Source organism: Streptomyces showdoensis, assembly GCF_039535475.1.
GTDB classification, from domain to species: domain Bacteria; phylum Actinomycetota; class Actinomycetes; order Streptomycetales; family Streptomycetaceae; genus Streptomyces; species Streptomyces showdoensis.
This window is the reverse complement of sequence record NZ_BAAAXG010000026.1, coordinates 1,900,018-1,926,154: the sequence shown is the minus strand read 5'-3', so window position 1 is coordinate 1,926,154 and position 26,137 is coordinate 1,900,018. Positions and strand designations below refer to the sequence as shown.

Sequence of the window (26,137 nt, the reverse complement as noted above, 5' to 3'; positions counted from 1 at the left end):
ACCGTGGGGGTGTGTACCGGTTCCTGAGAACGCCCCGCTGGTGGGGGATCAACGTCTTCGTCCTGCTGGCGATCCCGTTCTGCGTGTTCATGGGGACCTGGCAGCTGGGCAAGTTCGAGGACCGCGTCGACTCCCACAGGGAGGCCGAGCAGCGGCCCGACCCGGCGACCCAGCGCACCGAGCCGCTGGACTCGCTGCTGCCCGTGGACAAGGAGACCTCGGGCCGCGTCGCGCAGGCCAGCGGGCGGTACGGGGAGCAGTTCCTGGTCCCCGACCGGGCCCTGGACGGGCGCTCCGGCTCGTACGTCCTCACCCTCCTGAAGACGGACGGCGGCAAGGCGCTGCCGGTGGTCCGGGGCTGGCTGCCCGCGGGCGCCGCGGCACCGGCCCCGCCGTCCGGCGAGGTCACCGTCTCCGGGGCCCTGCAGGCCTCGGAGAACCCGGGCACCAAGGGCGTCAGCACGGCGGGCGGGCTGCCGGCCGGGCAGCTCGGCATGATCAGCGCCGCGGCGCTGGTCAACGTGGTGCCGGACGACGTCTACGACGCCTGGATCACCCTCGTGGACTCCCCCGCCGGGCTCACTCCGGTGCCCGCGTCGGCGGCCGCCGGCACGAGCCTGGACATGAAGGCCTTCCAGAACCTGGGCTACACGGCCGAGTGGTTCGTGTTCGCGGGCTTCGTGCTCTTCATGTGGTTCCGGCTGGTCCGCCGCGAGGCCGAGGCCTCGCGGGACGCCGCCCTCGGGCTGTAGCCGCCCCGGAGGCCCGGGCCCCGAGCCCGGGCCCCGGCCTCACGGCTTCCCGGCCCCGGCTCCTGAGGTGCCCCGAGGGGTCTCAGGAGGCGTCCAGGACTCCGGTCCGGTAGATCGTGCCCGCGCACGCGTTGGGGATGGTCGCCTCGGCCACCGGGCCGCCCGCCTCCGCCGTGTGCGTCACGGCGACGCTGCCGTCGGCCGGGGTGCCGTCCGTCAGGAGCTGGGCGCTCGCCGGGTTGCCCGTCGTACCCGTGCCGGCCGAACCGCCGGTCGCGCCGCCGTTGGACGCGGGACCGCCGCCGCCCGAGGACGGGGTCGGGGTGGGCGTCGGGGTGGGGTTCGTGGTGGGACAGGTCTCGCTGGGCACCCAGGCGAACCGCACCTCGTACGCGTTGGCCGGGGTCAGCACCAGGGTCGGCGACTCCTGGGTGGGGTCGGGCAGCCCGTTCGCCGCGTCGCCGAAGGTGTGCTCGACGACCGTGATCTTCGCCGCGTCCGCCGCGCCCTTGGCCTGGAAGCCCACGTGGCCCGGGCCGCCGACCATGCAGTCCTTGCCGGAGACGTTGGCGATGCGGAAGCTGCCGTACACCTTGCCGTCGGCGTCGGGGGCGCCCGACTGGACGGCGCTGACGCTCAGCTGGCCGGCCTCGCAGGTCGGCGAGGTGACCGGCGGGCTCGTCGGGGTGCCGGCCTCGCCGCCCGAGCCGGGCACCGGGACGCTGGGCTTGCCCGCTCCCCCGGTCCCGCCCTGCTCCGGGGACGCCGTCCCGGCGGGCGGCGCGTGGCTCTTCTGCCCGCCCTCGACACCGGTCTCGGTGCCGGTGCCGCCCTGGGCCTGCTCGCCGTGACCGGCGTTGACGGCCTTGTCGGCGCTGATCCCGCCCGAGGACGCCACGTGCACCAACGCCGGGACGGCCGTACCGACGAGGACGACGGCGGCGGCGATGCCGACGACGGCCTGCCGCCGGCGGGCCCTGCGCGCGGGCACGGCACGGCGCAGGTGCTCCAGCGTGCCCTCGGAGGGTTCGAGCCCGGACACCGCGCCCTGGAGCAGCCGCCGCAGCGCCAGCTCGTCGGCCGTGCCGGGTTCCGGCCCTTCGTTCAGCATTCCGCGTCCGCCCAGGTCGTTCCGGTCACCGTGCTCGTCGCCTTCCGACGGCCCGCTCATGACGTCGCCTCCATCGCGACGCGCAGCGCGGCGATCCCGCGCGAGCCGTACGCCTTCACCGAGCCCAGGGATATCCCGAGCGTCTCGGCGACCTGTGCCTCCGTCATGTCCGCGAAGTACCGCAGCACCAGGACCTCGCGCTGGCGCCGCTGGAGCCCGCGCATCGCCTTGATCAGCGCGTCCCGCTCCAGCTGGTCGTAGGCCCCCTCCTCGGCGCTCGCCATGTCGGGCATCGGCTTGGAGAGCAGCTTCAGCCCGAGGATGCGGCGGCGCAGCGCGGAGCGCGAGAGGTTGACGACGGTCTGGCGCAGGTAGGCCAGGGTCTTCTCGGGCTCGCGGACCCGGCTGCGCGCCGAGTGGACCCGGATGAAGGCCTCCTGCACGACGTCCTCGCAGGAGGCGGTGTCGTCGAGCAGCAGCGCGGCGAGTCCGAGCAGCGAGCGGTAGTGGGCGCGGTAGGTCTCGGTGAGGTGGTCGACGGTGGTGCCGGCGGCCATCGCGTCGTCAGTGCCCTCGCGGGGCGACGGGATGCCGTTCACGGTCGGTCGGGTCCTGATGGGCATGGGGGCGATCACCGGCATGCCGCCGGCCGGGCGCGGCCGCCGGAGCGGGCGCGCCACGGTGCCGCGCAGCGGGATGACCGCAGCGATGTCGAGTACCTCTGCCACGCCTGTTGGACACGCTTCCCCCCGTCAGGGTTGTACGCGTACGGCACCGTTTTTGACAGTGCGTCGTTCGTCGTCATGCGTACCCGTTCTCCCCCGATGCCCCGCTTTCGCGGTGTGCTTCGCGCTGTCCGGACGGCCACATAGTGATGGGTGCACGCGAAGACGCCTCCTGCCCGACCGCCGGTTGCGGAGGGGAGGGAACAGCATCGTCGTCCAGGACATCTGACCTGTTCAAGAGGCATCCGAAGCCGATTTGCTCACAAGGGCTTCACAGATCCTACAAAGTTGAGCGGTGACGCGAGGCCGGAATGCGGACGCTCGCGGGCCGTTCCGGCGGCCCGGGACCCCGTCCCTAGGCGCCGATGATCGATTCGGCGATCTGCAGGGCGTTCAGGGCGGCCCCCTTGCGCAGGTTGTCCGCGCACACGAAGAGCTCCAGGGCCCGCTCGTCGTCCATCGAGCGCCGCACCCGTCCCACCCAGGCCGGGTCGGTGCCCACGACGTCGGCGGGCGTGGGGAAGTCGCCGGTGGCGGGATCGTCGTACAGCACCACGCCGGGCGAGGTCGCCAGGATCTCGTGGGCGCGGCCGACGGTGACGGGCCGTTCGAAGCGGGCGTGCACGGAGACGGCGTGCCCGGCCACGACGGGGACCCGGACGCAGGTGGCCGCGACGGGCAGCCCCGGCAGGTCCAGGACCTTGCGGGTCTCCTCTCGGACGGCCAGCTCCTCGGAGGACCAGCCGTCGGCGGCGAGCAGCCCGGACCAGGGCAGCACGTTGAGGGCGACGGGCCCGGGGAAGGGGCCGGTGTGGTCGCCCACGGCCCGCCGTACGTCGCCCGGCTGGGTGCCGAGCTCGCCGCCGGTGACCAGGGCCAGCTGCTCGCGCAGCGCGGCCGTGCCCGCCCGTCCGGCGCCGCTCGCGGCCTGCTGGGCGGTGACGACCAGCTCGGCGAGCCCGAACTCGGCGTGCAGGGCGCCCACCGCGACGATCAGCGCCAGGGTGGAGCAGCCGGGGCTCGCGACGATGCCCCGCGGCCGGATCCGTACGGCGTGCGGGTTGATCTCGGGGACCACCAGCGGCACGTCGGGGTCGGCCCGGAAGGCGGTCGAGGTGTCCACGACCACCGTGCCCTTGGCGGCGGCGATCGGCGCCCACCGCGCGGCGACGTCCTCGGGCACGAGGAAGAGCGCGAGGTCGACGCCCGTCAGGTTCTCCTCGCTCAGCGCGAGGACCTCGCTCTCCTCCTCCCGCACGGCCAGCTTGCGGCCGGCCGAGCGGGAGGAGGCGAGGAGTCGTATCTCGCCCCAGACGTCCGCGTGGTGCGTGAGCATCCGGAGCAGCACCGCGCCCACGGCCCCGGTCGCTCCCACGACCGCGAGCGTCGGTTTGCCGCCCATACGGTGACGTCCGCCGGTCAGCGGCCGGTGCCGCCGTAGACGACGGCCTCGTCCGAGTCGCTGTCCAGCCCGAAGGCGGTGTGGACGGCGCGCACGGCCTCGTTGACGTCGTCGGCGCGGGTGACGACCGAGATGCGGATCTCCGAGGTGGAGATCAGCTCGATGTTCACGCCCGCGTCGGACAGCGCCTTGAAGAAGTCCGCGGTGACCCCGGGGTTCGTCTTCATGCCGGCGCCGACCAGGGAGATCTTGCCGATCTGGTCGTCGTAGCGCAGCGAGTCGAAGCCGATGACGGGCTTCGTCTTCTCCAGGGCGTCGATGGCCTTGCGGCCCTCGGCCTTGGGGAGCGTGAAGGAGATGTCCGTGAGGCCGGTGGAGGCCGCGGACACGTTCTGCACGATCATGTCGATGTTGATCTCGGCGTCCGCGACGGCCCGGAAGATCGCGGCGGCCTCGCCCGGCTTGTCCGGGACGCCGACGACGGTGATCTTCGCCTCGGAGGTGTCGTGGGCGACACCGGAGATGATGGCCTGCTCCACCTGCTCGGCTCCTTGCTCGACGGGTCGTTCGTTGCTGACCCAGGTGCCCTGCAGTCCGGAGAAGGACGAGCGGACGTGGATCGGGATGTTGTAGCGGCGCGCGTACTCGACGCAGCGGTGCAGCAGCACCTTGGAGCCGGAGGCGGCGAGCTCCAGCATGTCCTCGAAGGAGATCCAGTCGATCTTCTTCGCCTTCTTCACCACGCGCGGGTCGGCGGTGAAGACGCCGTCGACGTCCGTGTAGATCTCGCAGACCTCGGCGTCGAGCGCGGCGGCCAGGGCGACGGCGGTCGTGTCCGAGCCGCCGCGGCCGAGGGTGGTGATGTCCTTCTTGTCGGCGGACACACCCTGGAAGCCGGCGACGATGGCGATGTTGCCCTCGTCGAGCGCGGTGCGGATGCGGCCCGGCGTGACATCGATGATGCGCGCTTTGTTGTGGACCGAGTCGGTGATGACACCGGCCTGACTGCCCGTGAACGACTGGGCCTCGTGGCCCAGGTTTTTGATCGCCATGGCCAGCAGGGCCATGGAGATCCGCTCTCCGGCGGTCAGCAGCATGTCGAACTCGCGTCCGGCCGGCATCGGGGATACCTGCTCGGCGAGATCGATCAACTCGTCCGTCGTGTCGCCCATCGCGGAGACCACGACGACCACCTGGTGGCCGTTCTTCTTGGCTTCCACGATCCGCTTGGCGACGCGCTTGATGCCTTCGGCATCGGCAACGGAGGAGCCTCCGTACTTCTGCACGACAAGGCCCACGTGCGCTCCTCGCTCAGTCCTCGCCGCAGCACACGCTGCGGTCGGCTCAGTCTAACGAGGGACGGGGAAACGCCGACGTGATATCGCATGCTGAGACGGGGCGCTCAGAGAGTGATCACGGGCGGGTACGGTGACGGCGGCGGTGACCGCGGCGGTGACCGCGGCGGTGACGGCGGCGGTGACGGCGGCGGTGACGGCGGCGGTGACGGCGGCGGTGACGGCGGCGGTGACGGCGGCGGTGACGGCGGCGGTGACGGCGGCGGTGACGGCGGCGGTGACGGCGGCGGTGACGGCGGCGGTGACGGCGGCGGTGACGGCGGCGGTGACGGCGGCGGTGACGGCGGCGGTGACGGCGGCGGTGACGGCGGCGGTGACGGCGGCGGTGACGGCGGCGGTGGCCGCGACAGGGGCCGCGCCAAGGGCCGCGCCCGTACGGCGGACGCGCGGCGCCCGCGCCCATAGCGCCTGGCAACACGCCCTTCACAATCGTTCCGGCATACGAGACGGCAACGGTGTGACCTGGACACATGCCCGCGCTACTGCCACTCTCCCGCCATGCGCTCTCGCTCCGCCGCCATAGCCGCGGCCTCCGTCCTCTCCGCCCTCGCAGCCCTCGCCGCGTCCGGCTGCGCGCCCCAGGAGACGGCCGGCAGCGCCTCGGGCCCGTCGTCCTCGGCCGCCAAGCCCGGCTCCTGCGCGGCGGACGCGCTCGCCACCAAGGCCAAGGGGAAGCTGACCGTCGGCACCGACACGCCCGCGTACGCCCCCTGGTTCCAGGACGACGACCCGTCCAACAGCAAGGGCTACGAGTCCGCCGTCGCCTACGCCGTCGCCCAGAAGCTCGGCTTCGCCAAGGGTGACGTCGTCTGGCAGAAGGTCGCCTTCAACAACGCCTTCGCCCCCGGCGCCAAGACCTTCGACTTCGACATCAACCAGGTGTCGATCAACGAGGACCGCCGCAAGGCCGTGGACCTGTCCTCCGGCTACTACGACGTCCGCCAGACGATCATCGCCCTGAAGAACTCCAAGGCCGCCAAGGCGACCAGCCTCGCCGACCTCAAGGGCGCCAAGCTCGGCGCGCAGGTCGGCACCACCAGCCTCGACGTCATCAACGACCTCATCAAGCCGGACCAGCAGCCGTCGGTCTTCCAGAAGAACGACCTCGCCAAGGCCGCCCTCAAGAACGGCCAGGTCGACGCGATCGTCGTCGACCTCCCCACCGCGTTCTACATCACCGGGGCCGAGGTCACCGAGGCCAAGGTCGTCGGCCAGTTCGAGACCCCCGCCGGCGCCGCCAAGGAGCAGTTCGGCCTCGTCCTCGACAAGGACAGCGCGCTGACCTCCTGCGTCTCGCAGGCCGTCGACGCGCTCCGCAAGGACGGGACCCTGGCCGCCATCGAGAAGCAGTGGCTGTCCGACGCCGCCGGCGCGCCGGTGCTCAAGTGACCACCGTGGAGAAGCAGGGGAACGCCGGGGAGGCCGGGGAGGACGCCCCCGGTCACATGTACCGGCCGTCGCAGCGGCGGATCGAGCGCGAGCGCTACAAGCGCTCCCGCACCCGCCGCGCGACGGCGGTCGCCACCCTGAGCACCGCCCTCACCCTGACGGTGCTCTTCCTCGTCGTCACCGGCTCCCCGGGCTGGCCGCGCACCAAAGAGACCTTCTTCAACGCCGAGTACGCGCGCCAGGCGCTGCCCAAGGTCCTCGACGGCCTCTGGCTCAACCTGCAGCTCCTCGTCGTCTGCGGCGCCGTCACGCTCGTCCTCGGCCTGCTGCTCGCCGTCGCCCGCACCCTGCGCGGCCCGGCCTTCTTCCCGCTGCGCGCGCTGGCCACCGCGTACGTCGACTTCTTCCGCGGCCTGCCGCTGATCATCTGCCTGCTCGCGGTGATCTTCGGCGTTCCCGCGCTGCGCCTCCAGGGCGTCCCCACCGACCCCGTCGTGCTCGGCGGCACCGCGCTCGTGCTGACCTACTCGGCGTACATGGCCGAGGTCTTCCGGGCCGGCATCGAGAGCGTCCACCCCAGCCAGCGCGCCGCCGCCCGCTCGCTCGGCCTCTCCAACGCGCAGACCATGCGCTTCGTCGTCCTGCCGCAGGCCGTCCGCCGGGTCGTCCCGCCGCTCCTCAACGACCTGGTGTCGCTCCAGAAGGACACCGGCCTGGTCTCCATCGCGGGCGCGGTCGACGCCGTGTACGCGGCGCAGATCCTCTCCAGCAAGACCTTCAACTACACCCCGTACGTCGTCGCGGGCCTCGTGTTCGTCCTGCTCACCATCCCCATGACCCGCTTCACCGACTGGGTCACGGCCCGCATGAACCGGCGCCAGTCGCAGGGAGGCACCGTATGACCGCGGTCCTGAGGCTCGAATCCGTCCGCAAGACCTACGCCGGGCACCCCGTGCTGCGCGAGGTCGACCTGGAGGTCCCGCAGCACTCGGTCACCGTGCTCATCGGCGCCTCCGGCTCCGGCAAGTCCACGCTGCTGCGCTGCGCCAACCTCCTGGAGGAGATCGACGACGGCGCGATCTTCCTGGACGGCGAGGAGATCACCGACCCGCGCGTCGACGCCGACACCGTACGGCGCCGGATCGGCGTGGTCTTCCAGGCCTACAACCTGTTCCCGCACATGAGCGTGCTCGACAACATCACGCTCGCCCCGCGCCGCGTCCACAAGGCGGAGCGCCGGGAGGCCGAGGAGCGGGCCCGCGAGCTGCTCGTCCGGCTCGGTCTCGGCGACAAGGCCGGCGAGTACCCGGACCGGCTCAGCGGCGGCCAGCAGCAGCGCGTCGCCATCGCCCGCGCCCTCGCGAGCCGCCCGCGCCTGCTGCTCCTCGACGAGGTGACCGCGGCGCTCGACCCCGAGCTGGTGGGCGAGGTCCTGAACGTGGTCCGGGACCTCAAGGAGGAGGGCATGACCATGGTCATCGCCACCCACGAGATGGGCTTCGCCCGCGAGGTCGCCGACCAGGTCTGCTTCCTGGCCGACGGCGTCGTCCTGGAGCGCGGCACCCCGGCCGAGATCTTCGGCGCACCGTCCCACGAACGGACCCAGCGCTTCCTGAGCCGGATCGTGGAGGCGGGGCGGCTCTAGGGGGGCGAGATGCGGGGGCGGCGTGGGTAGCGCCGCTCTCCGTGCAGGGCGGCGTGGATAGCGCCGCTCTCCGTACAGGGTGGGCGTGGATAGCACCGCTCTCCGTACAGGGTGGGCGTGGATAGCACCGCTCCCCATGCGAGAGCGACCCAGACAGCGCCGCTATCCATGCGGGAACGACCCAGACACCGCCACTATCCACGCGAGAACGACCCAGACAGCGCCGCTATCCAAACGCCCCGCCCGGCCCCTCAGCCCTTCGGGCGGCCCAGTCCCAGGGGGCCGGCGATCTCCTCGGCCATCACGCGGCCCGCCTCCTCGGCGAGGTCGTCCTCGGTCAGGTCCTCGTCCGTGTCGAGGCCGTCCAGCGCGGCGAGCGGCTGGTCCAGGCGGACGTGGGCGACGAGGGACTGGAGGGCGCGCAGGGTGGCGGAGGCGGTGGGGCCCCAGTTGGAGAAGTACGAGAACTGCCACCACCACAGCGCCTCGCTGGTGCGGCCCGCCCGGTAGTGGGCCAGGCCGTGCCGCAGGTCGGTGACGATGTCGGCCAGGTTGTCGGAGATGCGGGCCGGGACCGGGGCCTTGCGCGGCTCGTACGGGTCGAAGACCTCCGAGAACACGTCCACCGGCTCCAGGAGCACCGCGAACCCCATGCGCAGCTCGTCCACGTCCACGTCCGGGCCCGGGTCGGGCTCGTACCGCTCGTCCGGGACGATGTCCTCGTGCGCGCCGAGCCGCCCGCCGGCGAGCAGCAGCTGGGAGACCTCCAGGAGCAGGAAGGGCACCGCGCTGTCCGGCTCGTCGCCCTTGGCGACCTCGGTCGTCGCGACGATGAAGCTCTCGATCGAGTCCGCGATCTGGACGGCGAAGTCGTCCGGATCCTGCGTGATGGAGTGCAGTGTGGCGTCAGACATCGAGGAGCCTCCCTGAGAGTGCGCCGTCGTGCGCACGGACCCGGTCGTCATACATCTAGCAGCCGCCGCCCCTCGAAGGCACGCCCCAGGGTCACCTCGTCCGCGTATTCGAGATCGCCGCCGACCGGCAGCCCGCTCGCCAGACGCGTCACCTTGAGGCCCATGGGCTTGATCATCCGCGCCAGGTACGTCGCGGTGGCCTCGCCCTCCAGGTTGGGATCGGTCGCCAGGATCAGCTCGGTGACCGCGCCGTCCGCGAGGCGCGCCAGCAGCTCGCGGATCCGCAGGTCGTCCGGGCCGACGCCCTCGATGGGGCTGATCGCGCCGCCGAGCACGTGGTAGCGGCCGCGGAACTCGCGGGTCCGCTCGATCGCCACGACGTCCTTCGGCTCCTCGACCACACAGATGACCGTGAGGTCGCGGCGCGGGTCGCGGCAGATGTTGCACTGCTCCTGCTGCGCCACGTTGCCGCAGACCGCGCAGAACCGGACCTTCTCCTTGACCTCCAGGAGCGCCTGCGCGAGCCGCCGCACGTCCGTGGGCTCGGCCTGGAGGATGTGGAAGGCGATCCGCTGCGCGCTCTTGGGACCGACGCCGGGCAGCCTGCCCAGCTCGTCGATGAGGTCCTGAACCACGCCTTCGTACAACGGAACGCCCTTCTCGGGAGTGCTTGATTCTTACGGTAGTGGCTGGAAACCGGCCTTTGAAGGTGTACGGGAAAGCCGGCCGGGCCGGGGACGGGGCCGCGGGCCCGCCGTCCGGGTCAGAAACCCAGCCCCGGCATGCCGCCCAGACCCTGCGCCAGCGGGCCCATCGTGGCCTGCTGCAGCTGCTGCGCGTTGTCGTTGGCGGCCTGCACGGCGGCCACGATCAGGTCGGCCAGCGTCTCGGTGTCCTCCGGGTCGACCGCCTTCGGGTCGATCACCAGGGCGCGCAGCTCGCCGGCGCCGGTCACGGTCGCCTTGACCAGGCCACCGCCCGCCTGGCCCTCGACCTCGGTGCGCGCGAGCTCCTCCTGGGCGCGGGCGAGGTCCTGCTGCATCTTCTGCGCCTGCTGGAGGAGCTGCTGCATGTTGGGCTGGCCACCACCGGGGATCACGGTCACTCACTCCTGCTGGTCTGCGTACGCGGATACGGATGCGGATGTCGGTAAGCCGAGCCTACGTGGTCCCCGACCGGGGTGCCGACACAACACTTTCGGGTGAGAAACTGCGGGCTCCTCTACCTGATCAAGACCCTCTTGAGGGCGGAAATCCCGGGATTCCGGGCCCGCGGCCCACCATTCGGCGGTAGGAAGGGCAGGCACCACGTGCACCGCACGTCACAGAAGGACACGAGCGCTGAGCTGAACAGAGGAGTTCCCCGGTGAGCCAGCAGCCGGACATGCAGCCGCAGCCGGGGAATCCCGAAGGCCCGGGCAAGGGCGGAGGTCCGGCGCCGGACCGCGACCTGACCGGGGCCCCCTTCCCCCTCGGCGACTGGGGCGAGCCCGCCGAGCGCCTCGACGAGCTCTACCGCTGGGTCGAGTCGAACGCGCTGCGCACCGCCGAGTGGTACCTCTCCGACCGCGTCTGGAAGCGCCGCAGCGCCCGGGCGCTGCGCGTGGGCACCGCCCTCGGGGTGATCGCGGGCGCCGCGCTGCCGCTGCTCGACCTGACCGGGGCCGCCGAGGGCACCGCCGGCTGGGGCTACCTCTCGCTGCTGCTCGGCGCGGCCTGTCTGGCCTGCGACCGGTACTTCGGGCTCACCTCGGGCTGGATGAGGGACGTGGCCACCGCCCAGGCGGTGCAGCGCCGCCTCCAGGCGCTCCAGTTCGACTGGGCCTCGGAGAGCGTGCGCGAGGTGCTCGGTCCGACGGAGGGCACGGCCAGCGAGGCCGCCGAGCGCTGCCTGGGCGTGCTGCGCCGCTTCTCGGAGGACGTGACGGAGCTGGTCCGGGCGGAGACGGCGGACTGGATGGTGGAGTTCCGCTCGGGCCCGGCCCCGCTGGCCCTGCAGGCCGTGGGCACCTCGGTGGCCCGCCCCGAGAGCGGGCACCCCTCGGGCCGCTTCCCGCTGCCCCCGGGCACCCGGCCGAACATGCCGCGGCAGCGGCCGCCGGAGCCGCGCTGAGGCCCGTACGGGGGAATTCCGTACGGGTGGCGGCGGCCCCTGGCCGGATGCCTGCCCGGTGGGGGGTGGGGCGACGCGTGGGGCCGGGTCGGGACCCGTCAGCTCAGGACGATCATCGAGCCCTGGCCCAGGCTGCGGGTCGCCGCCGCGTGGAGGCCGAGCCAGACGTGCCGCTCGCGGGCGAAGGGGCTGTCGTCCTGGTACGGGACGGGGGCGGCGGGCTCCTCCAGGGCGGTGGGCCGCTCCGGGGCCCGGGGCGCGGCGGGCGGGTTGGCCGGGTCGATGCCGATCGCGGGCGCGACGAACTGCAGCTCGCGCAGGAGACCGTGCGAGGAGCCCAGCGGGCCGCCGCCCTCCAGGAGCTCGTCGTTGGAGAGGGGCGCGGGGAAGTCGACCGGCACGTAGGCGCCCGCGTGGTCGTAGTGCCAGACCAGGTGGGACTGCTGCGCGGTGGCCTCGAACATCTCCAGGAGCTGCTCGTAGTCGCCGCCGAGCTCCCCGACCGGCTCGACCGGCAGCCCGCACATCTGGAGCAGGTAGGCGCGGCGCAGGAAGTGCAGGGCCTCGTAGTCGAAGCCGGCGACCGGGGCGACGTCCCCGGTGAGTCCCGGCATGTACGCGTAGACGGGCACGGTCGGCAGGCCGGCCGTGGTGAGGGCGTGGTCGTAGGCGGCGATCTCTTCGGCGAAGGGATTGTCGGCGCTGTGGCACAGCACGTCGACGAGGGGGACCAGCCACAGGTCACAGGCCAAGGGAGGCTCGCTCTCCGTCAGTTGCGGGGTCGGTACGGTCGGTTTGCAGGGACGGCCAGGGTAGTCGGGCCCTCCGCCCGCGCACACCCCGCCCGGGAACTGCCCCCGGAGGAACCGCCTCAACCCGGCACGGACCCCCTCGGCCGGGCCCGACCCGGCCCGGATCCGCCCTGTGCCGGCCGGACCCGCCCGGCTCGGCGCTGCTCGGTCCGGATCAGCCCCGGATCCGCCCGGATCCGCCCGGCTCGGCGCTGCTCGGCGCTGCTCGGCCCGGATCCGCACCTCAGCCGGTGCGCCGCTCCGGGCCCTCCTGGTCCGCCAGCAGGTCCGCCCACTCCAGCGACCGCGCGTTGTACTCCCGTACGACCGCGACGGCGGCCTCCGCGTCGCCGCGGGTGATCGCGTCGACGAGCTCCACGTGCCCGCTCCACAGCCAGCGGGTGAACTCGCGGTCCGCCCGCAGGCGGGGCACCGAGAAGACCCAGGCCTGGACGCGCAGCCGGTGCAGGAAGTCGGCGATGTGGTCGTTGGCGGAGACCAGCCGCCCCAGCTCTCGCCAGTAGCGGATGTCGTAGCCGATCAGGACCTCGAGCTCGCCGGCGCGGGCCGCGCGGGCGGCCGCCTCGCCCCGGCGCCGTATCGAGACCAGCGTGACCCCGTACGACAGGTCGGGTTCGGCGGGCGGGGTGCGGGGGGCGGCGCGGCGGAAGATGCCGTCCACGACGAGCATCCGGGCCTCGACCATGCCCCGGTAGTCGGCCACCGAGAACTGGTGGACGCGGAAGCCGCGGTGCTGGTCGGAGTCGAGGAGGCCCTGGGCGCAGAGGTCGACGAGGGCCTCGCGCACGGGGGTCGCGGACACCCCGTACTGCTCGGCGATCTGTTTGACGGTGAATTCCTCACCGGGCTGCAGACGCCCCGCGAGGACTTCGTCACGCAGCGCGTCCGCGATCTGCTGCCGCAGGGTGTTGCGGGTGACAGCTCCGCTCGCGGGCATGGTGGTCGGCCCCCTCCGTCCGGCTCCCGGACACCCTAGTCCAGTGGAAGGAGGGGGCCGGTCACGTTAGACCGTGTGGGCGTCGGCCACGGTCAGCGCCGCGTCGAGGGCCGCCAGGCCCTCCTTGGCCTCCGCCTCGGAGACGTTGCAGGCGGGGACGGCGTGGGTGCGGTTCATGTTGACGAAGGGCCACAGGCCGTTCTTCTTCGCCTCGGCGGCGAAGGCCGCCATGGGCGCGGCGTCCGCACCGGACGCGTTGTACGGGACGAGCGGCTCGCGGGTCTCGCGGTTCTTGACCAGCTCCAGCGCCCAGAAGACGCCGAGGCCGCGCACGTCGCCGACGGACGGGTGGCGCTCGGCGAGCTCGCGCAGGCCGGGGCCGAGCACGTTCTCGCCGATGTGGGCGGCGTGCTGGACGACCTTCTCGTCCTCCATGACCTGGATGGTCGCGACGGCGGCGGCGCAGGCCAGCGGGTGACCGGAGTAGGTCAGACCGCCGGGGTAGGGCCGCTTGTCGAAGGTCGCGGCGATCTTCGCGCTGATGGCGACGCCGCCGAGCGGGACGTAGCCGGAGTTCACGCCCTTGGCGAAGGTCAGCAGGTCGGGCACGACGTCGAAGTGCTCGGCGGCGAACCACTTGCCGGTGCGGCCGAAGCCGGACATGACCTCGTCGAGGATGAAGACGATGCCGTACTTGTCGCAGATCTCGCGGACGCCGGCCAGGTAGCCGGGCGGCGGGGTCATGATGCCGGCGGTGCCGGGCACGGACTCCAGGATGATCGCGGCGACGGTGTGCGGGCCCTCGAACGCGATGGTGTCCTCAAGGTGCTGGAGGGCGCGGGCGCTCTCCTCGGCCTCGTTCGCCGAGTAGAACGGCGAGCGGTAGAGGAACGGCGCCCAGAAGTGCTTCACACCGGCGGAGGCCGTGTCGGAGGGCCAGCGGCGCGGGTCGCCGGTCAGGTTGATCGCGGTGTTGGTGCCGCCGTGGTACGAGCGGTAGGCGGAGAGCAGCTTCGTCCGGCCCGTGTGCAGACGGGCCATGCGGACGGCGTTCTCGACGGCCTCGGCGCCGCCGTTGGTGAAGAAGATCTTGTCCAGGTCGCCGGGGGTGCGTTCGGCGATCAGGCGGGCGGCCTCGGAGCGGGGCTCCACGGCGAAGGCGGGCGCGAAGGTCGCCAGCTTCCCGGCCTGCTCCTGGATCGCCGCGACGACCTTCGGGTGCTGGTAGCCGATGTTGGTGTAGACGAGGCCGCTGGTGAAGTCGAGGTAGCGGTTTCCTTCGTAGTCCCAGAAGTACGAACCCTCGGCGCCGGCGACGGCGAGCGGGTCGATCAGGCCCTGGGCGGACCAGGAGTGGAACACGTGCGCGCGGTCGGCGGCCTTGACGGCCGCACCGGCCTGGGGGTCGGGCTCGACATGAGGGGTCATGGGGCGAGGGTAAGGAACCGCAGGTGGGGCGGGCCATGGCCATCTTGTCCACCGAGACCGGGACGGACGAGACAGGTTGCCGGACGTTGCCGCGCGGGTCCACGGACGGGTCTGCGGACGACCCCTCTCATTGACAGCAAGCTGTCATAGTGACAGTCTGCTGTCATGGATGCGATGACGAACAGCCCCGAGGCCCCGAAGACCGTCCACCTCGCCGTCTACGACACGCTCGCCGACTGGGAGACGGGCCACGCCACCGCCTGGCTCGCCCGCGCCGGCTACACCGTCCGCACGGTCGGACCGGCCGCCGACAAGCCCGTCACCACGATCGCCGGGATCCGGATCCTCCCGGACCTCTCCCTCGACGCGCTCGACCCCGCCGACAGCGCCCTGCTGATCCTCCCGGGCGCCGAGAAGTACGACGAGGGCGAGGAGCTCGCCCCCTTCACCGCCAAGGCCCGGGCCTTCCTCGACGCCGGCGTCCCGGTCGCCGCGATCTGCGGCGCCACGGCCGGGCTGGCCCGCGAGGGCCTGCTCGACACCCGCCCGCACACCAGCGCCGCCTCCTTCTACCTGGCCGCCACCGGCTACGCGGGCGCCGCCCACTACACCGAGGCCGACGCCGTCACCTCCGGCGACCTCATCACCGCGGGCCCGACCGAGCCGGTGGCCTTCGCCCGCGAGATCTTCGCCCGGCTCGGCGCGTACGAGGGCAGGCGGGACGCCTGGTACCGCCTCTTCCACGACTCGGATCCGGCCGCCTTCGCGGAGCTGAACGCGTGAGCCGCCGCGAGCAGGACGCCCTCTCGCGCACCGCGCTCGGCGTCTTCCGGCTCAACGGCCAGTTCCTCGCCGTCTCCGAGAAGCTGGCCGAACCGGCCGGGCTGACCGCCGCCTGGTGGCAGGTCCTCGGCGCCGTCCTGCCGGAGCCCCTCCCCGTCTCCGGGATCGCCCGCGTCATGGGCATCACCCGCCAGAGCGTCCAGCGGATCGCTGACCTGCTGGTCAAGGAGGGCCTCGCCGCCTACGAGCCGAACCCGGCCCACCGCCGCGCCAAGCTCCTCGCCCCCACCGAGGCCGGCCGCGCCGCCGTCCGCCGCATCGACCCCGGACACGCCGAACTGGCCGCCCGGCTCGTCCGCGAACTGGGCGGCCAGGACGCCTTCGACGAGACCGTACGGGTGCTGGAGCGGCTGATCGGGGCGATGGACGCGCTGGAGGCGGCCGCCCCGGACGGGCCCCCGGCCCCGGACGGCCCCGCCTGATCAGCGCCTGATCCGCGCCCGGTTCAGCACCCGTTTCAGCGCCTCTTTCAGCGCCCCTTTCAGCGCCGGACCATCCGGTCCAGGACCTCGCCGAGGCGGGCCTTCACCGCCTCGGCGTGGCCCAACGGCTCCGGCTCCGCGCCCGGCTCCCCGGGCGCGCGGACGCCCCGGTCCGCGAGGACGTACAGCAGACGGAGGGTGCGCAGGCAGTTGGAGAACTGGGCGGGCACCGGCGTGACGAGCCGGTCGGCGCCGAACTCCGCCTCGACCGCGTCCAGCCAGCCCGTCGCGTCCCGCACGCTCAGGTCGGTCCGGGTGAGCACCCGGGCCACCGCCCGCGCCAGCCGGTCGTCCTCCAGCTGGTCGAGCACGTGCCCGGTCGGCGCCGTCAGCCGCGCCGCGGCCAGCTCCAGCATCCGCACCGGGTCCACCTCGGCGTGCCGCCCGAACCGGTCGAGCAGATCCGCACCGTGCGCGACCGCGTGCAGCCAGCCCAACTCCTCGTCGTGGCCCCGGAGATCCCTCTCCTGCGGGTACCAGCGCGCGAACGCGTCCACCCACTCCGCGCTGAACCCCCCGGCGCTCACCACCATGTCGAGGACGAGCGGGGCGAAGGTACGGGCCTGGACCTCCGGGTCCCCGAACCGGACCGCCATCTCGTCGCCCAGCCCCTGCCGCCGGCGCTCGTCGATCACCCCGCGCCGGAGCCAGGTGGAGAGGACCGCGTACGGCGCCCCGTCACGGACCTCCGGGTCCGGGTCGGCGAGGGCCCGGGACAGCTCTCCCACCAGTTCGCCCAGGTCACGGTCGGCGGGCACGGCGTAATCGGCGTCAACGACGCTGCTCCAGTCGGTCACGCGCGCACGATAATCGGACGGCGTCCGGCCGCGCCGGGAATTACCACTCGGCGTACGGGTCGGCGAAGAGCTCCGTCACCGCGCTCCTGAGCAGTAACGGGTGCACCAGCCGCCCGGGCTCCGTCGGCGGGAAGCGCCACGAGAGCGGCCAGGTCTTCCCCGTCAACGCGGGCACCGGCACGTAACTCACATGGGCCGGAGCCGCATTGAACCGCGTCACGCCCCGCGGCCACGACCGGTGCGTCGTCGAGCCCGGCGGCAGCAGGAAATAGACCCCGCGCCGGCCGTTCGCCTCGACCACGGCGGGCCCCGGATCCCCTCCGGTCAGGGATTCCATCCAGTCGGCGAGACGCCGGCCCTCGTCGCCGTCGACGCGGATGGCGTCGAATTGCACGCCCGCCTTACGAAGCTGGAATCCGGAAAGCGGAATCCAATCACAGGGCACGGAGTTTCGCTCGCTCTTCGAAGCATTCACAGGGACATGGTGGCGGCTCGACGCTAGCGTTTTCCACGACTGCGAGGGCGCGTCGGCAATCCTTTGACCTGCGTCAACACGGCTCGCACGCAGTCGAATTCGGCGGGGAGCGGTTGAGACCGGTTGAGTCCGGTCGAGTTCGATCGAGGAGCTCGAATGGCGCGTGAGGAAAACAGGGAAATCGTCGGCCCGATGGCCCGGATGGCGGCGACACTGGCCAAAAAGATGCGGTTGCGAAAGGGGCTCACTCAGGAGCGGGAAGGGGCGCTCATGGGGTACACCGGCGCGGCGATCAGCGCGATGGAGCGCTTCGTTCACCCGGTGAGCGACGAGATGCTCGTGCACTTGGAGCGCGTACTCGGAGACGGCCTCGGCATCTTCGAGGAGCTGCGGGTGCCGGTGCGGCTGGAGAAGCTGCCGGAGCAGTTCCGCAACTACGCGCTGATCGAGCAGAAGGCACTGGCGCTGTGGCTCTACGCGAACCACATCGTGCACGGGCTGTTCCAGACGGAGGCGTACGCGCGGGCGCTGATCGCGGGCGGGTACCCGAAACCGACACCGGAGCGGGTCGAGGAGCTGGTCCTCGGTCGGATGGCCCGCAAGGCGCTGTACGACCGGACGCCGACCAGCGAGATCGAGCTGGTTCTCGACGAGTCGGTGCTGCTGCGCCCGATCGGCAGCGAGGAGATCATGCACGACCAGCTGCTGTACCTGGCGGAGTGCGCACGGAGGAGCAACGTGAACCTCCAGGTGCTGCCGCTGGATGCCGCCCTGGGAGGCGCGTACGCGGGAGCGCGAGGCGAGCTGAACGTGGTCGAGGGCCCGGACCACAACCACTCGGTGTACCTCGAAATCCAGGACGAGAGCGTGCTCGTGACAGACCGAGCCAAGGTGAGTACGTACATGCAGCGGTATGCAAAGATCCGGGCACAGGCCCTGGACCCGCGCACGTCACTGGGCCTCATCGAGCAGTTGGCGGGAGTACAGAGATGAGCGGCACCCTTCACTGGTTCAAGTCCAGCTACAGCAGCGACAGTGGCGGCAACTGCATCGAGATCGCCTTCGCCTGGCACAAGTCCTCGTACAGCGACAGCGGTGGCGGCGCGTGCGTAGAAGTCGCCGCCTGCCCCCACTCCGTCCACCTCCGTGACTCCAAGGTCCAGGACGGTCCCACCTTCACGGTCGAGCCCTCCGCCTGGAGCTCGTTCCTCGACTGGCAGGGCTGACCTGCCGGGACGGACGAGGGTGCCGTCCGGGACACGTCCCGGACGGCACCCCGCCTTCCGCGGCCCGGTGGCCGCGACAAGAGTGGCGCCCCGTCAGGCCCCGGAGACCCGGGGTCCTCTCACGACGGAGGAGCCATCATGCGTATCCGTAAGCTCGCCGCGGCCGGTGTTCTCGCCGGCGCCATGCTGTCCGCGACCGCTGTGGTGCCCGCCCAGGCGGCCCCCACGGGGGAGACCGCCGGGTGGGTGATGTCGATCGGCGGACCGATCAGGACCTGCGAGAAGGCCAGTTGCGGCGTCGTCTACCAGACCTCGTACGGTCAGGACGTCTACTGGGACTACAGCAGGGTGAACTCCGCGGGCAACCGCTGGTACCACGTGACCTCGCCGGCGTCCGGCTGGATCTACTGCGGCAACGTCAGCGCCCCCTGCTGATCAGCAGGACAGGTTCGCCCCGGCCGGGACGCCCAGGATCTGGGTGAACTGCTGGTACTTGGTGACCCGGCTCTGCACCTGGGCCGGGTTGCCGCCGTTGCACTCCAGGGCGCCGTTGATCGCCCAGATGGTCTGGCCGAAGCCCGCGCCGTTGACCATGGCGTTGTGGGCGGTCATGGTGCCGGGGCCCTTCTGGGTGTTCCAGTACCAGAGGCCGGTGGCCATCGCGATGGCCGGCTCGCGCTCGACGCGCCAGGGGTTGTTGAGCAGGTCGATGCCGAGGGCGTCGCCCGCGGCCTTGTAGTTGAAGTTCCAGGAGAGCTGGATCGGGCCGCGGCCGTAGTAGGCGGCCTGGCCGGCGGGGCAGCCGTAGGGCTGGGTGGCGTCGCAGTAGTGGGGGTAGTTGGCGGTGTTCTGCTCGACGATGTAGTAGAGGCCGCCGGTCTCGTGGCTGACGTTGGCGAGGAAGGCCGCGGCCTCCTGCTTCTTCACGGTGTCGCCGCCGGTGGTGGCGAAGGCCGGGTACGACTTGAGGGCGGCGACGAGGCCGGCGTACGTGTAGAAGGGGTTCCGGTTCGGGAACATCTGGTTGAACTGGGCCTCGGAGACGACGAATCCGGACGGGTCGGGGTTGCCCGGGTCGGTGCCGCCGTCACCGCAGACGCCCTGGTCGGCCCAGACGCCCCACTGCCCGGTGGTACCGGGAGTCTCGTTCTGGGTCCACCATTTGGCCTGCCAGTTGTGGCCGTTGTGCGAGGCGGTCATGCCGCCGGTGTAGACGGCGCCGGAGCTCCAGGGCGCCGCGCACGCGGGAGCGGCGGCGGCCGATGTGGCGGGGAGGAGGACGGCGAGGCCGACGACCGTACAGATCGCGGCGAGGACGGTGAGAAGACGTCGCAGCATGCGCTCTTCCTTCCGGTGGGGGAAGGGCCAGCGAAGCGCGATTGGTCTGGACCTGTCAAGGTCTAGACCAGACGTGATTTTTCTCCGTCCGGGCCGCTTGAACGGGTTCGAAAGTGGCCTTCGGTGTGACGATCACACTGTTACGCTCGCTCTCCGGCCTGCCCCGGGGAACGGGCAGGGGGAAAGAAACGGGGAGGAACCCAGGTGGTTCGCACTACCCTCGCGCGGAGGGCTTCCATCACCGCGCTCGGACTCTCGGTCGCCGCAGGTGGCTTGATACCGATGGCCGCGCCCGCGGCCGCGGACACTCCGGGGGTGCCGCAGGAGCTGGTCGTCCCGGCCGCCGTCAAGAACAACCCCCTCTGGGAGCGGGTCTACCAGGCGGGGCAGGCGGAGTTCGGCGACGCCGACAGCGTCGGCGCCGAGGGCGTCTTCGTCCGCGAGGACGGGCGCACCCAGCCCGTGTGGACGCGCTTCAGCGACGGCAAGACCTTCGACATCCCCGGCATCGCCTCGGCGACCGGCTCGGGCCGCGGCACCGGTACGGACGCCCTCGCCTTCGTGTCCGACGACCGGGTCGAACTGCGCCACGCCGACGGCAGGGTGGACACCCTCACCCTGCCCGCGGGACTGAAGGGCACGAACGTCTACGGGCTGCGGGCGGTCGCGGACGACGCGGCGGGCCGCACCCACATCCTCTCCGCCACGGCCGACGGCGGCACCGCCGACGTGATCGTCGAGGAGCCGGCCGGTGTCGAGTACGGCCCGGCGGTCGCGGGCGACGCGTCCACGATCGTGCTCCAGGGCCCCGACCAGAGCGGCAAGCGGGTCTACACCCTCGTGGACGCCGCGACCGGCAAGGCCCAGGGCCGCCTCCCGGCCGTCCCCGCGAGCTTCTCCCGGGTCCGGATCTCCGGCACGCACCTCCTGCTCGACGGCGACCACCGGGACGGGCGCGTCCTCGTCGCCTCGCGCGCGAACCCCTCGGCCCCGCTCGCCGAGCTGCCGCTCACGGTGTACGGCAACGACGTGGCCCTCGTCGGCGACTGGGTCGTGCACCTCCCCAGCGGCCCGTTCGGCAAGGTCCAGGCCGTCCCGCTCAAGGGCGGCGCGCCCGTCGACCTGCTCACCGGCCAGACCTGGGGCGGCATCGGGCAGGGCGGCGACAGCGCGGTCGTCGTCGGCGGACCGGACAACTCCGACTGGGCGGTCCGGCGCATCACCGCAGGCCCCGACGGCAGGCCCGTCATCTCGGTCCTGAAGAAGGTCCCCGGCAAGACCGTCCCGGTCGAGCGCCTCGCGCTCGCCCAGGGACAGCTCGCCGTCATCGACCGCAGCGACGACTCGTCGGCGAACGGCCGCGCCTGGAGCCGGAACCTGAGCACGAGCGGCGCCCTCACCTACGGCAAGCGCTCCGCCGAGAGCCTCTGGGTGGACCCCTGCCCGGCGGACGACACCGCGTGCGAGGAGTACTGGCCCACCGGCGACGGCGGCTTCCTGACCCACATCGGCGGGAGCGACGGCTACCTCACGGTCCAGGGCTGGGAGGAGGGCGCGTTCCGCTCCACGTACCCCGGCGGCACGGCCCGCGTCCGCGACCTCAGCGGCCCGTACGTGGTCGTGGACGCCAAGAAGGGCACCTCCACGACCCAGCGCGTGCTGCGGATCGAGGCCGACCACGAGAAGACCCAGGTCCTGGAGGAGCGCGCGCCCGTCGCGTCCGCCCTGTGGGGGTCCTGGCTGTGGAGCGCCGGCGCCGACAAGGGCGCGGTGACCGCGAAGGACCTGAAGACCGGCAGGACCGTCGAGACGCTGAACACCGGCGCGCCCTGCGTGCCCGAGGAGCTCCAGGCCGTCGGCCGCTGGCTCTACTGGTCCTGCGGCGCGAGCGGCCCCGCCGGCGTCCACGACCGTACGGAGAAGACGGACCGGACCGTGCCGTCCGGCGAGGCGCTGCTCGGCGACGGCTATGTCGTCACGCACGACAAGGCGGCCGGGAAGCTGGTCCTGACGGGCACGGAGGCCTCCGGGTCCTCGCGCGTCGTCGGCAGCCTCCCCGACACCGGGCACCCGCAGCGGCGGATCACCTGGACCGTCGACAAGTTCGGCGGCCACCTCGCGTACGCCGACGCCGAGGGCCGCGTCCACGTCGTGCCGAGCGGCCTCGCGCGCCAGCCGCAGACGCTGCTCTCCCGGGAGGACGCCGCGAACCCGGTCGTCGACGGCCAGAAGCCCGAGAAGCCGGTCGTCCTCAGCTCGCTGGTCCCCTCCCGGCCCTTCGGCGACTGGACCCTGACGGCCCGCCACCACGGCACCGGCAAGGTCGACACGCTGGCCTCCGGCACGGACGGGCGGGCGCTGCGCCCGTCGTGGAACGGCAAGGACAAGGCCGGCACGCTGATGCCGAACGGCCGCTACACCTGGACGCTGACGGCCCGCCCCGACGGCGCCGCGGGCGCCCCGACGACGGTGACCGGCGATGTCGTCCTGCGGGGCGGCGCCTCGCCGGCCGAGTCCAGCTTCACCAGCCTGCCGCCGCGCCGGGTGCTCGACACCCGTAACGGCACCGGCGTCGCCAAGGCCAAGGTCGGCCCGGGCCGGACGATCACCGTCGACCTCACGGGCACGCCCGGCGTCGACGAGGACACGACCACGTCCGTGGCCCTGCACGTCACCGCGACCAACCCGACGGCCGGCACCTTCGTCTCCGCGTACGACGGCTCCCTCGGCCGCTCGACCGCGTCGAACCTCAACGTGGCGGCGGGCAGGACGGTCTCCAACCTGGTCGTCGTCCCGGTCGACCACGGCAAGGTGACCTTCTACAACCACGCGGGCACCGTCGACCTCGTCGCCGACCTCGCGGGGGCGAACACGGCCCACGACGAGGACGCGCTGTACCGGCCGATGACCCCGTGGCGGGCGCTCGACACCCGCGCCGGGCTCGGCGTGCCCAAGGCGAAGGTCACGGGCGGCTCCCGGGCCAGGCTGTCCTTCAAGGGCACCGAGCTGGACGCCCCGGGCGTCACGGCGGTCGTCCTCAACGTGACGGCGACCAACGTCTCCGCCGGCACCTTCGTCACCGCCCTGCCCAAGGGCGCGGCGGTCGTCGGCTCGCACCTCAACCCCGGTGCGGGCGAGACCCGTTCCAACCTGGTGGTCGTGCCCGTGAAGGACGGCGGCGTCGACCTCTACAACCACGCCGGCGCGGTCGACCTGATCGCCGACGTGGCGGGCTACTACACGAGCGAGCGGGTCGGCTCGCTCTACTCCTCCGTCTACCCGCAGCGCCTGATGGACACCCGCGCCGGCACCGGCGTCGCCAAGGCGAAGCTCGGCGCGGGCGGCACGGTGACCCTGACCGTGGCGGGCAGGGCCGGGGTCCCGGCGACGGGCGCCACGGCGGTCGTCCTCAACGTGACCGCCACGAACACGACGTCGAACACGTACGTCACGGCCTACCCGTACGGCACGACCCGCACCGCCGCGTCGAACCTCAACGTCCCGAAGGGCGCGACGGTCTCGAACCTGGTGATCGTGCCGGTGAAGGACGGGAAGGTGACGTTCTACAACCACGGCGGCACGGCGGACCTGATCGCCGACGTGCAGGGATTCTTCGCGGAGTAGCCCGCCCGTGGTACCCGTCGGGGCGGATCGGGTCCGACCGGACCGGACCAGACCGGACCAGACCAGACCTGGGAGATCGAGCCAGGTCGAGCCAGGTCGGGTCAGGTCAGGTCAGGTCAGGTCAGGTCAGATCAGATCAGATCATCAGGACGATCCGCCCCGGCCGGTGCCCCGACTCCGCCCGCTTGTGGGCCTCGGCCGCCTCCTCCAGGGGCATCACGTCCGCCACCCGGGTGATGAGCTCGCGGGCCGAGACCTGTTCCAGGATCCCGGCCAGGGCGGCCGCGTCGGGGCGGCCCACGACCGTGTGGACCTCGATGTCGCGTTCGGCCGTCGGGGTGCGGTCCGGGGCCAGGGAGACGAAGCGGCCGCCGTCCTTCAGGGCGGCCAGCACCGGGGTGCCGATGAGGGCGCCGTCGAAGACGCCGTCGAAGCGTTCCGGGGCGTGGGCCAGGACGTCCGCGAGGACCTTGGCCGGTTCCCCGCGCGGCACGACGTGCTCGGCGCCGAGCACCTTCAGCTCGCTCTCGTCGCCCTCGTAGGAGACGCCCGTCACCCGCAGCCCGGCCGCCGCCGCCAGCTGGACGGCGAAGCGGCCCACGACGCCGCTGGCGCCCGTGACCAGCAGGGTCGAGCCCTCCGGGAGGTCCAGCTTCGCGAGGCCCTGGCGGGCGGTGATCGCGGCCAGCGGGACCGAGGCGGCGGCCGTGAAGTCCACGTCCTCGGGGATGGGGGCCAGCCACGCCGGGTCCACGCGGACGACCTCCGCGTAGGTGCCCTCGCCGGTCAGCTCGTCGAACCAGGGCATGAAGCCCGCCACCCGGGTGCCCGCCTCCAGGGTGCCCGTCGGACCGGGCGCCGGGTCGAGGAGCCGGCCCGCGAAGTCCGTGCCGAGGACGAAGGGGGGCCGCAGCCCGCCGATCGCGTCGACGTACCGGCCCGCCCTGATCCTCAGGTCCGCCACGGTCACACCGGCCGCCTTCAGCCGGACCCGCACCTTTCCCGGCACGTCCCCGGCCTCGGGTTCCGGGCGACGGGCCATGCTCAGGACCTCGGGTCCGCCGTAGGCGGTCACTTCGACGACACGCATGGGGTCTCTCCTCCTGCGGCAGCCCCCTCGTGGCCATTACACCCACGCCCGGCAGCCCCGGCAACAGGTGTGGGCCCGGACGGCGGCCCCGGCAGGTGACGGAAGGACGAACGCCGGGTGGCGGGCGGACCAGGTCCCGGACCCGGTCGCACGTACGTCCGTACCGTGGCGGCCGTGGACTGGGTCAGCCCCGAGAACGTCATCGCCGTCGTCACCGCGCTGCTCGGCGTCGTGGTGACCTTCGGCGTGCTCGTCATCGAGCGCCGCGTGCCGCGGCGCAAGCGGATCGGCTACCGCGTGCAACTGGACACTCCCGTGGGTGAGCGGGACAACCCCGACGTGGGTCTCTTCCACGGCCAGCCGGACATGGCGGACGCCACCCTCGTGCTGCTGCGGATCGAGAACGACGGCGCCGTCTCCATCGGCCGGGAGGACTACCAGCTGGAGGAACACGGGCTGACCGTGGAGTTCGGCCCCCGGCGGGTACGGGCCGTCGCCGCGACCGAGGCGCCCTTCACCGGCGCCGCCCTGAGCCACGGCGGCAGCCAGGTCCGGCTCCCCAAGGTGCCGCTCAACCGGGGCCAGTACTTCAAGCTGCTCGCCCTGCTCACCGGCGGGCCCGTCGACACCCCCGTCACCATCTCCGGCGGCATCCGCGACGGCGACATCCACACCAACCACAGCACGACCCTGGACGACACCCCGCCCACCTTCAGCCGGGCCGCCCGGGCCGTCACCGTCGTCCTCACCGCCTGCGTCATGGTCCTCGCCACGATCATCGTGATCCGCGACGACGCCCCGCCGCCCATGGGCTGCGCCCACGGCACCCTCACCGTCACCGGCTCCACCGCCTTCGCGCCCGTCCTGCGCGACCTGGCCCGGCAGTACGAGGAGGACTGCGAGGACGCCACCGTCCTCGTCGACGTGCACGGCTCCACCGCCGGCATCCGGGAGCTCGCCGAGCGGGGCGCCGAGGCCGGGAAGACGGCCCCGTCCCTCATCGCGCTCTCCGACGGGCGCAAGCCCGACGGCTACCCGCAGCTGCGGGAGAACATGGTCGCCGTCTCCCTCTTCACCCTCGTCCTCAACGACGACGTGCCCGTACGCGACCTGTCGCTCGACGCGGTACGGCGGATCTACCGCGGCGACGTCGTCAACTGGAGCCAGCTCGGCGGCCCCGACCTCGCCGTCCGGCTGGTCAGCCGCGACGCCAACTCCGGCACCCGCGAGGTCTTCCAGCGGCGCGTCCTGGGCCGCAACGAGCCCGCCAACTCCTCCCGCGACTGCACCCACAAGGACGACACCGAGGCCACGGTGGTGCGCTGCGAACTCGACAGCACCGACCAGGTCCTCGCCACCGTCGCCGCGCTCCCGGGCGCCATCGGCTACACCGAACTGCGCTCCGGCAGCGGACTGAAGGGGCTGCACCGGATCGCCATCGACGGGCGCCACCCGAACGTGGACGAGATCGGCTCCTCGCCCTACCCGTACCGGGAGATCGAGTACGCCTACACCTGGGGCGTGCCACCCGCCGACTCGCTGACCTCCAGCTTCCTCACCTTCCTCAGCAGGGGCGGCGGGCAGAGCGTCATCAGCACCCACGGGCACCTGCCGTGCGCCACCCCCAAGGGGCTGAAGATCTGCGGCGAGGGGTGAGCCGGGGGACCCCGATCGGCCCCC

General features: G+C 72.4%; 27 protein-coding genes. 13 read left to right on the top strand and 14 right to left on the bottom strand.

Annotation, left to right across the window (positions count from 1 at the left end):
- Window positions 1-11 precede the first annotated feature (11 nt).
- Entirely contained in the window at window positions 12-752 is a 741-nt protein-coding gene (locus ABD981_RS21790; RefSeq protein ID WP_046910217.1) for an SURF1 family protein, read from the top strand.
- A gap of 82 nt (window positions 753-834) precedes the next feature.
- On the opposite strand, the gene ABD981_RS21785 is transcribed toward ABD981_RS21790, so the two are convergent.
- The 4 genes from ABD981_RS21785 to ABD981_RS21770 all read right to left on the bottom strand — a co-directional run bounded on the left by ABD981_RS21785 (window position 835) and on the right by ABD981_RS21770 (window position 5,288).
- Window positions 835-1,923 carry a hypothetical protein gene (locus ABD981_RS21785; RefSeq protein ID WP_123954902.1) on the bottom strand — a complete coding sequence of 363 codons (1,089 nt, stop codon included), beginning with the start codon at window positions 1,921-1,923 and terminating at the stop codon, window positions 835-837.
- A complete protein-coding gene (locus tag ABD981_RS21780) occupies window positions 1,920-2,504 on the bottom strand; it encodes a SigE family RNA polymerase sigma factor (RefSeq protein ID WP_046910229.1) in 585 nt (194 codons plus the stop codon). The genes ABD981_RS21785 and ABD981_RS21780 overlap by 4 nt, the downstream gene beginning before the upstream one ends.
- A 439-nt stretch (window positions 2,505-2,943) precedes the next feature.
- Window positions 2,944-3,990 (bottom strand): aspartate-semialdehyde dehydrogenase, encoded by a 1,047-nt coding sequence (locus ABD981_RS21775; protein WP_046910218.1) that lies wholly within the window; start codon window positions 3,988-3,990, stop codon window positions 2,944-2,946.
- 17 nt (window positions 3,991-4,007) lie between these two features.
- On the bottom strand, window positions 4,008-5,288 hold the full coding sequence (locus ABD981_RS21770) for an aspartate kinase (protein ID WP_046910219.1): 1,281 nt from the start codon (window positions 5,286-5,288) through the stop codon (window positions 4,008-4,010).
- Window positions 5,289-5,399: 111 nt separating this feature from the next.
- Here ABD981_RS21770 and ABD981_RS21765 point away from each other — a divergent pair, with 111 nt between their 5' ends.
- From ABD981_RS21765 to ABD981_RS21750, 4 genes are all read left to right on the top strand, one after another.
- Window positions 5,400-5,750 (top strand): hypothetical protein, encoded by a 351-nt coding sequence (locus ABD981_RS21765; protein WP_345530203.1) that lies wholly within the window; start codon window positions 5,400-5,402, stop codon window positions 5,748-5,750.
- A gap of 93 nt (window positions 5,751-5,843) precedes the next feature.
- Window positions 5,844-6,734, top strand: a complete 891-nt coding sequence (locus ABD981_RS21760; protein ID WP_046911838.1) for an ABC transporter substrate-binding protein — start codon at window positions 5,844-5,846, stop codon at window positions 6,732-6,734.
- Window positions 6,735-6,790: 56 nt separating this feature from the next.
- Window positions 6,791-7,636 carry an amino acid ABC transporter permease gene (locus ABD981_RS21755; RefSeq protein WP_046911860.1) on the top strand — a complete coding sequence of 282 codons (846 nt, stop codon included), beginning with the start codon at window positions 6,791-6,793 and terminating at the stop codon, window positions 7,634-7,636.
- On the top strand, window positions 7,633-8,379 hold the full coding sequence (locus ABD981_RS21750; RefSeq protein ID WP_046911839.1) for an amino acid ABC transporter ATP-binding protein: 747 nt from the start codon (window positions 7,633-7,635) through the stop codon (window positions 8,377-8,379). Before ABD981_RS21755 ends, ABD981_RS21750 begins: the two co-directional genes overlap by 4 nt.
- A 251-nt stretch (window positions 8,380-8,630) precedes the next feature.
- Here the strand turns inward: ABD981_RS21750 and ABD981_RS21745 are convergent, their stop codons facing one another.
- The 3 genes from ABD981_RS21745 to ABD981_RS21735 all read right to left on the bottom strand — a co-directional run bounded on the left by ABD981_RS21745 (window position 8,631) and on the right by ABD981_RS21735 (window position 10,392).
- Window positions 8,631-9,293: a DUF5063 domain-containing protein gene (locus ABD981_RS21745; protein WP_046911840.1), complete on the bottom strand. Its 663-nt coding sequence runs from the start codon at window positions 9,291-9,293 to the stop codon at window positions 8,631-8,633.
- Between the two features lie 47 nt (window positions 9,294-9,340).
- A complete protein-coding gene (recR, locus tag ABD981_RS21740) occupies window positions 9,341-9,940 on the bottom strand; it encodes a recombination mediator RecR (RefSeq protein WP_046911841.1) in 600 nt (199 codons plus the stop codon).
- A gap of 116 nt (window positions 9,941-10,056) precedes the next feature.
- A complete protein-coding gene (locus tag ABD981_RS21735; protein WP_046911861.1) occupies window positions 10,057-10,392 on the bottom strand; it encodes a YbaB/EbfC family nucleoid-associated protein in 336 nt (111 codons plus the stop codon).
- Between the two features lie 284 nt (window positions 10,393-10,676).
- Here ABD981_RS21735 and ABD981_RS21730 point away from each other — a divergent pair, with 284 nt between their 5' ends.
- Window positions 10,677-11,405, top strand: a complete 729-nt coding sequence (locus ABD981_RS21730) for an SLATT domain-containing protein (RefSeq protein WP_046911862.1) — start codon at window positions 10,677-10,679, stop codon at window positions 11,403-11,405.
- Between the two features lie 98 nt (window positions 11,406-11,503).
- Here ABD981_RS21730 and ABD981_RS21725 read toward each other — a convergent pair whose 3' ends face one another.
- The 3 genes from ABD981_RS21725 to ABD981_RS21715 all read right to left on the bottom strand — a co-directional run bounded on the left by ABD981_RS21725 (window position 11,504) and on the right by ABD981_RS21715 (window position 14,582).
- Window positions 11,504-12,157, bottom strand: a complete 654-nt coding sequence (locus ABD981_RS21725; protein WP_046911842.1) for a hypothetical protein — start codon at window positions 12,155-12,157, stop codon at window positions 11,504-11,506.
- Window positions 12,158-12,440: 283 nt separating this feature from the next.
- On the bottom strand, window positions 12,441-13,154 hold the full coding sequence (locus ABD981_RS21720; RefSeq protein ID WP_046911843.1) for a GntR family transcriptional regulator: 714 nt from the start codon (window positions 13,152-13,154) through the stop codon (window positions 12,441-12,443).
- A gap of 66 nt (window positions 13,155-13,220) precedes the next feature.
- Window positions 13,221-14,582 (bottom strand): aspartate aminotransferase family protein, encoded by a 1,362-nt coding sequence (locus tag ABD981_RS21715; RefSeq protein WP_046911844.1) that lies wholly within the window; start codon window positions 14,580-14,582, stop codon window positions 13,221-13,223.
- A 174-nt stretch (window positions 14,583-14,756) separates the two neighbouring features.
- On the opposite strand from ABD981_RS21715, the gene ABD981_RS21710 reads away from it, so the two are divergent.
- Both ABD981_RS21710 and ABD981_RS21705 read left to right on the top strand, forming a co-directional pair.
- Window positions 14,757-15,365 (top strand): DJ-1/PfpI family protein, encoded by a 609-nt coding sequence (locus tag ABD981_RS21710; protein ID WP_046911845.1) that lies wholly within the window; start codon window positions 14,757-14,759, stop codon window positions 15,363-15,365.
- Window positions 15,362-15,847 (top strand): MarR family winged helix-turn-helix transcriptional regulator, encoded by a 486-nt coding sequence (locus ABD981_RS21705; RefSeq protein ID WP_046911846.1) that lies wholly within the window; start codon window positions 15,362-15,364, stop codon window positions 15,845-15,847. The genes ABD981_RS21710 and ABD981_RS21705 overlap by 4 nt, the downstream gene beginning before the upstream one ends.
- Window positions 15,848-15,906: 59 nt before the next feature.
- Here the strand turns inward: ABD981_RS21705 and ABD981_RS21700 are convergent, their stop codons facing one another.
- Window positions 15,907-16,704 (bottom strand): DUF2785 domain-containing protein, encoded by a 798-nt coding sequence (locus ABD981_RS21700; RefSeq protein ID WP_046911847.1) that lies wholly within the window; start codon window positions 16,702-16,704, stop codon window positions 15,907-15,909.
- Window positions 16,705-16,744: 40 nt separating this feature from the next.
- Complete coding sequence (locus tag ABD981_RS21695; RefSeq protein WP_240495476.1) at window positions 16,745-17,179, bottom strand: hypothetical protein; 435 nt, start codon at window positions 17,177-17,179, stop codon at window positions 16,745-16,747.
- A gap of 156 nt (window positions 17,180-17,335) precedes the next feature.
- On the opposite strand from ABD981_RS21695, the gene ABD981_RS21690 reads away from it, so the two are divergent.
- From ABD981_RS21690 to ABD981_RS21680, 3 genes are all read left to right on the top strand, one after another.
- Entirely contained in the window at window positions 17,336-18,172 is an 837-nt protein-coding gene (locus ABD981_RS21690; RefSeq protein WP_046911849.1) for a helix-turn-helix domain-containing protein, read from the top strand.
- Window positions 18,169-18,405 carry a DUF397 domain-containing protein gene (locus ABD981_RS21685; RefSeq protein WP_046911850.1) on the top strand — a complete coding sequence of 79 codons (237 nt, stop codon included), beginning with the start codon at window positions 18,169-18,171 and terminating at the stop codon, window positions 18,403-18,405. Before ABD981_RS21690 ends, ABD981_RS21685 begins: the two co-directional genes overlap by 4 nt.
- A gap of 138 nt (window positions 18,406-18,543) precedes the next feature.
- Window positions 18,544-18,840, top strand: coding sequence for a hypothetical protein (locus ABD981_RS21680; protein WP_046911851.1), 297 nt, complete (start codon window positions 18,544-18,546; stop codon window positions 18,838-18,840).
- On the opposite strand, the gene ABD981_RS21675 is transcribed toward ABD981_RS21680, so the two are convergent.
- Window positions 18,841-19,743, bottom strand: a complete 903-nt coding sequence (locus ABD981_RS21675) for a glycoside hydrolase family 19 protein (RefSeq protein ID WP_046911852.1) — start codon at window positions 19,741-19,743, stop codon at window positions 18,841-18,843.
- A gap of 282 nt (window positions 19,744-20,025) precedes the next feature.
- Between ABD981_RS21675 and ABD981_RS21670 the strand changes: the two genes are divergently transcribed.
- A complete protein-coding gene (locus ABD981_RS21670) occupies window positions 20,026-23,367 on the top strand; it encodes a flagellar hook assembly protein FlgD (RefSeq protein ID WP_123955188.1) in 3,342 nt (1,113 codons plus the stop codon).
- Between the two features lie 136 nt (window positions 23,368-23,503).
- Here ABD981_RS21670 and ABD981_RS21665 read toward each other — a convergent pair whose 3' ends face one another.
- Complete coding sequence (locus tag ABD981_RS21665) at window positions 23,504-24,457, bottom strand: NADP-dependent oxidoreductase (protein ID WP_046911853.1); 954 nt, start codon at window positions 24,455-24,457, stop codon at window positions 23,504-23,506.
- Window positions 24,458-24,631: 174 nt separating this feature from the next.
- Here ABD981_RS21665 and ABD981_RS21660 point away from each other — a divergent pair, with 174 nt between their 5' ends.
- Window positions 24,632-26,113 carry a substrate-binding domain-containing protein gene (locus ABD981_RS21660; RefSeq protein WP_046911865.1) on the top strand — a complete coding sequence of 494 codons (1,482 nt, stop codon included), beginning with the start codon at window positions 24,632-24,634 and terminating at the stop codon, window positions 26,111-26,113.
- Window positions 26,114-26,137 lie beyond the last annotated feature (24 nt).

Excerpts from the sequence above, each read along its gene's own strand:
- ABD981_RS21785 (WP_123954902.1), bottom strand. The coding sequence starts at position 1,923 with ATGAGCGGGCCGTCGGAAGGCGACGAGCACGGTGACCGGAACGACCTG.
- ABD981_RS21780 (WP_046910229.1), bottom strand. The coding sequence starts at position 2,504 with ATGCCGGTGATCGCCCCCATGCCCATCAGGACCCGACCGACCGTGAAC.
- ABD981_RS21775 (WP_046910218.1), bottom strand. The coding sequence starts at position 3,990 with ATGGGCGGCAAACCGACGCTCGCGGTCGTGGGAGCGACCGGGGCCGTG.
- ABD981_RS21760 (WP_046911838.1), top strand. The coding sequence starts at position 5,844 with ATGCGCTCTCGCTCCGCCGCCATAGCCGCGGCCTCCGTCCTCTCCGCC.
- ABD981_RS21755 (WP_046911860.1), top strand. The coding sequence starts at position 6,791 with ATGTACCGGCCGTCGCAGCGGCGGATCGAGCGCGAGCGCTACAAGCGC.
- ABD981_RS21750 (WP_046911839.1), top strand. The coding sequence starts at position 7,633 with ATGACCGCGGTCCTGAGGCTCGAATCCGTCCGCAAGACCTACGCCGGG.
- ABD981_RS21745 (WP_046911840.1), bottom strand. The coding sequence starts at position 9,293 with ATGTCTGACGCCACACTGCACTCCATCACGCAGGATCCGGACGACTTC.
- ABD981_RS21730 (WP_046911862.1), top strand. The coding sequence starts at position 10,677 with ATGCAGCCGCAGCCGGGGAATCCCGAAGGCCCGGGCAAGGGCGGAGGT.
- ABD981_RS21720 (WP_046911843.1), bottom strand. The coding sequence starts at position 13,154 with ATGCCCGCGAGCGGAGCTGTCACCCGCAACACCCTGCGGCAGCAGATC.
- ABD981_RS21715 (WP_046911844.1), bottom strand. The coding sequence starts at position 14,582 with ATGACCCCTCATGTCGAGCCCGACCCCCAGGCCGGTGCGGCCGTCAAG.
- ABD981_RS21710 (WP_046911845.1), top strand. The coding sequence starts at position 14,757 with ATGACGAACAGCCCCGAGGCCCCGAAGACCGTCCACCTCGCCGTCTAC.
- ABD981_RS21690 (WP_046911849.1), top strand. The coding sequence starts at position 17,336 with ATGGCGCGTGAGGAAAACAGGGAAATCGTCGGCCCGATGGCCCGGATG.
- ABD981_RS21685 (WP_046911850.1), top strand. The coding sequence starts at position 18,169 with ATGAGCGGCACCCTTCACTGGTTCAAGTCCAGCTACAGCAGCGACAGT.
- ABD981_RS21680 (WP_046911851.1), top strand. The coding sequence starts at position 18,544 with ATGCGTATCCGTAAGCTCGCCGCGGCCGGTGTTCTCGCCGGCGCCATG.
- ABD981_RS21675 (WP_046911852.1), bottom strand. The coding sequence starts at position 19,743 with ATGCTGCGACGTCTTCTCACCGTCCTCGCCGCGATCTGTACGGTCGTC.
- ABD981_RS21670 (WP_123955188.1), top strand. The coding sequence starts at position 20,026 with ATGGCCGCGCCCGCGGCCGCGGACACTCCGGGGGTGCCGCAGGAGCTG.
- ABD981_RS21665 (WP_046911853.1), bottom strand. The coding sequence starts at position 24,457 with ATGCGTGTCGTCGAAGTGACCGCCTACGGCGGACCCGAGGTCCTGAGC.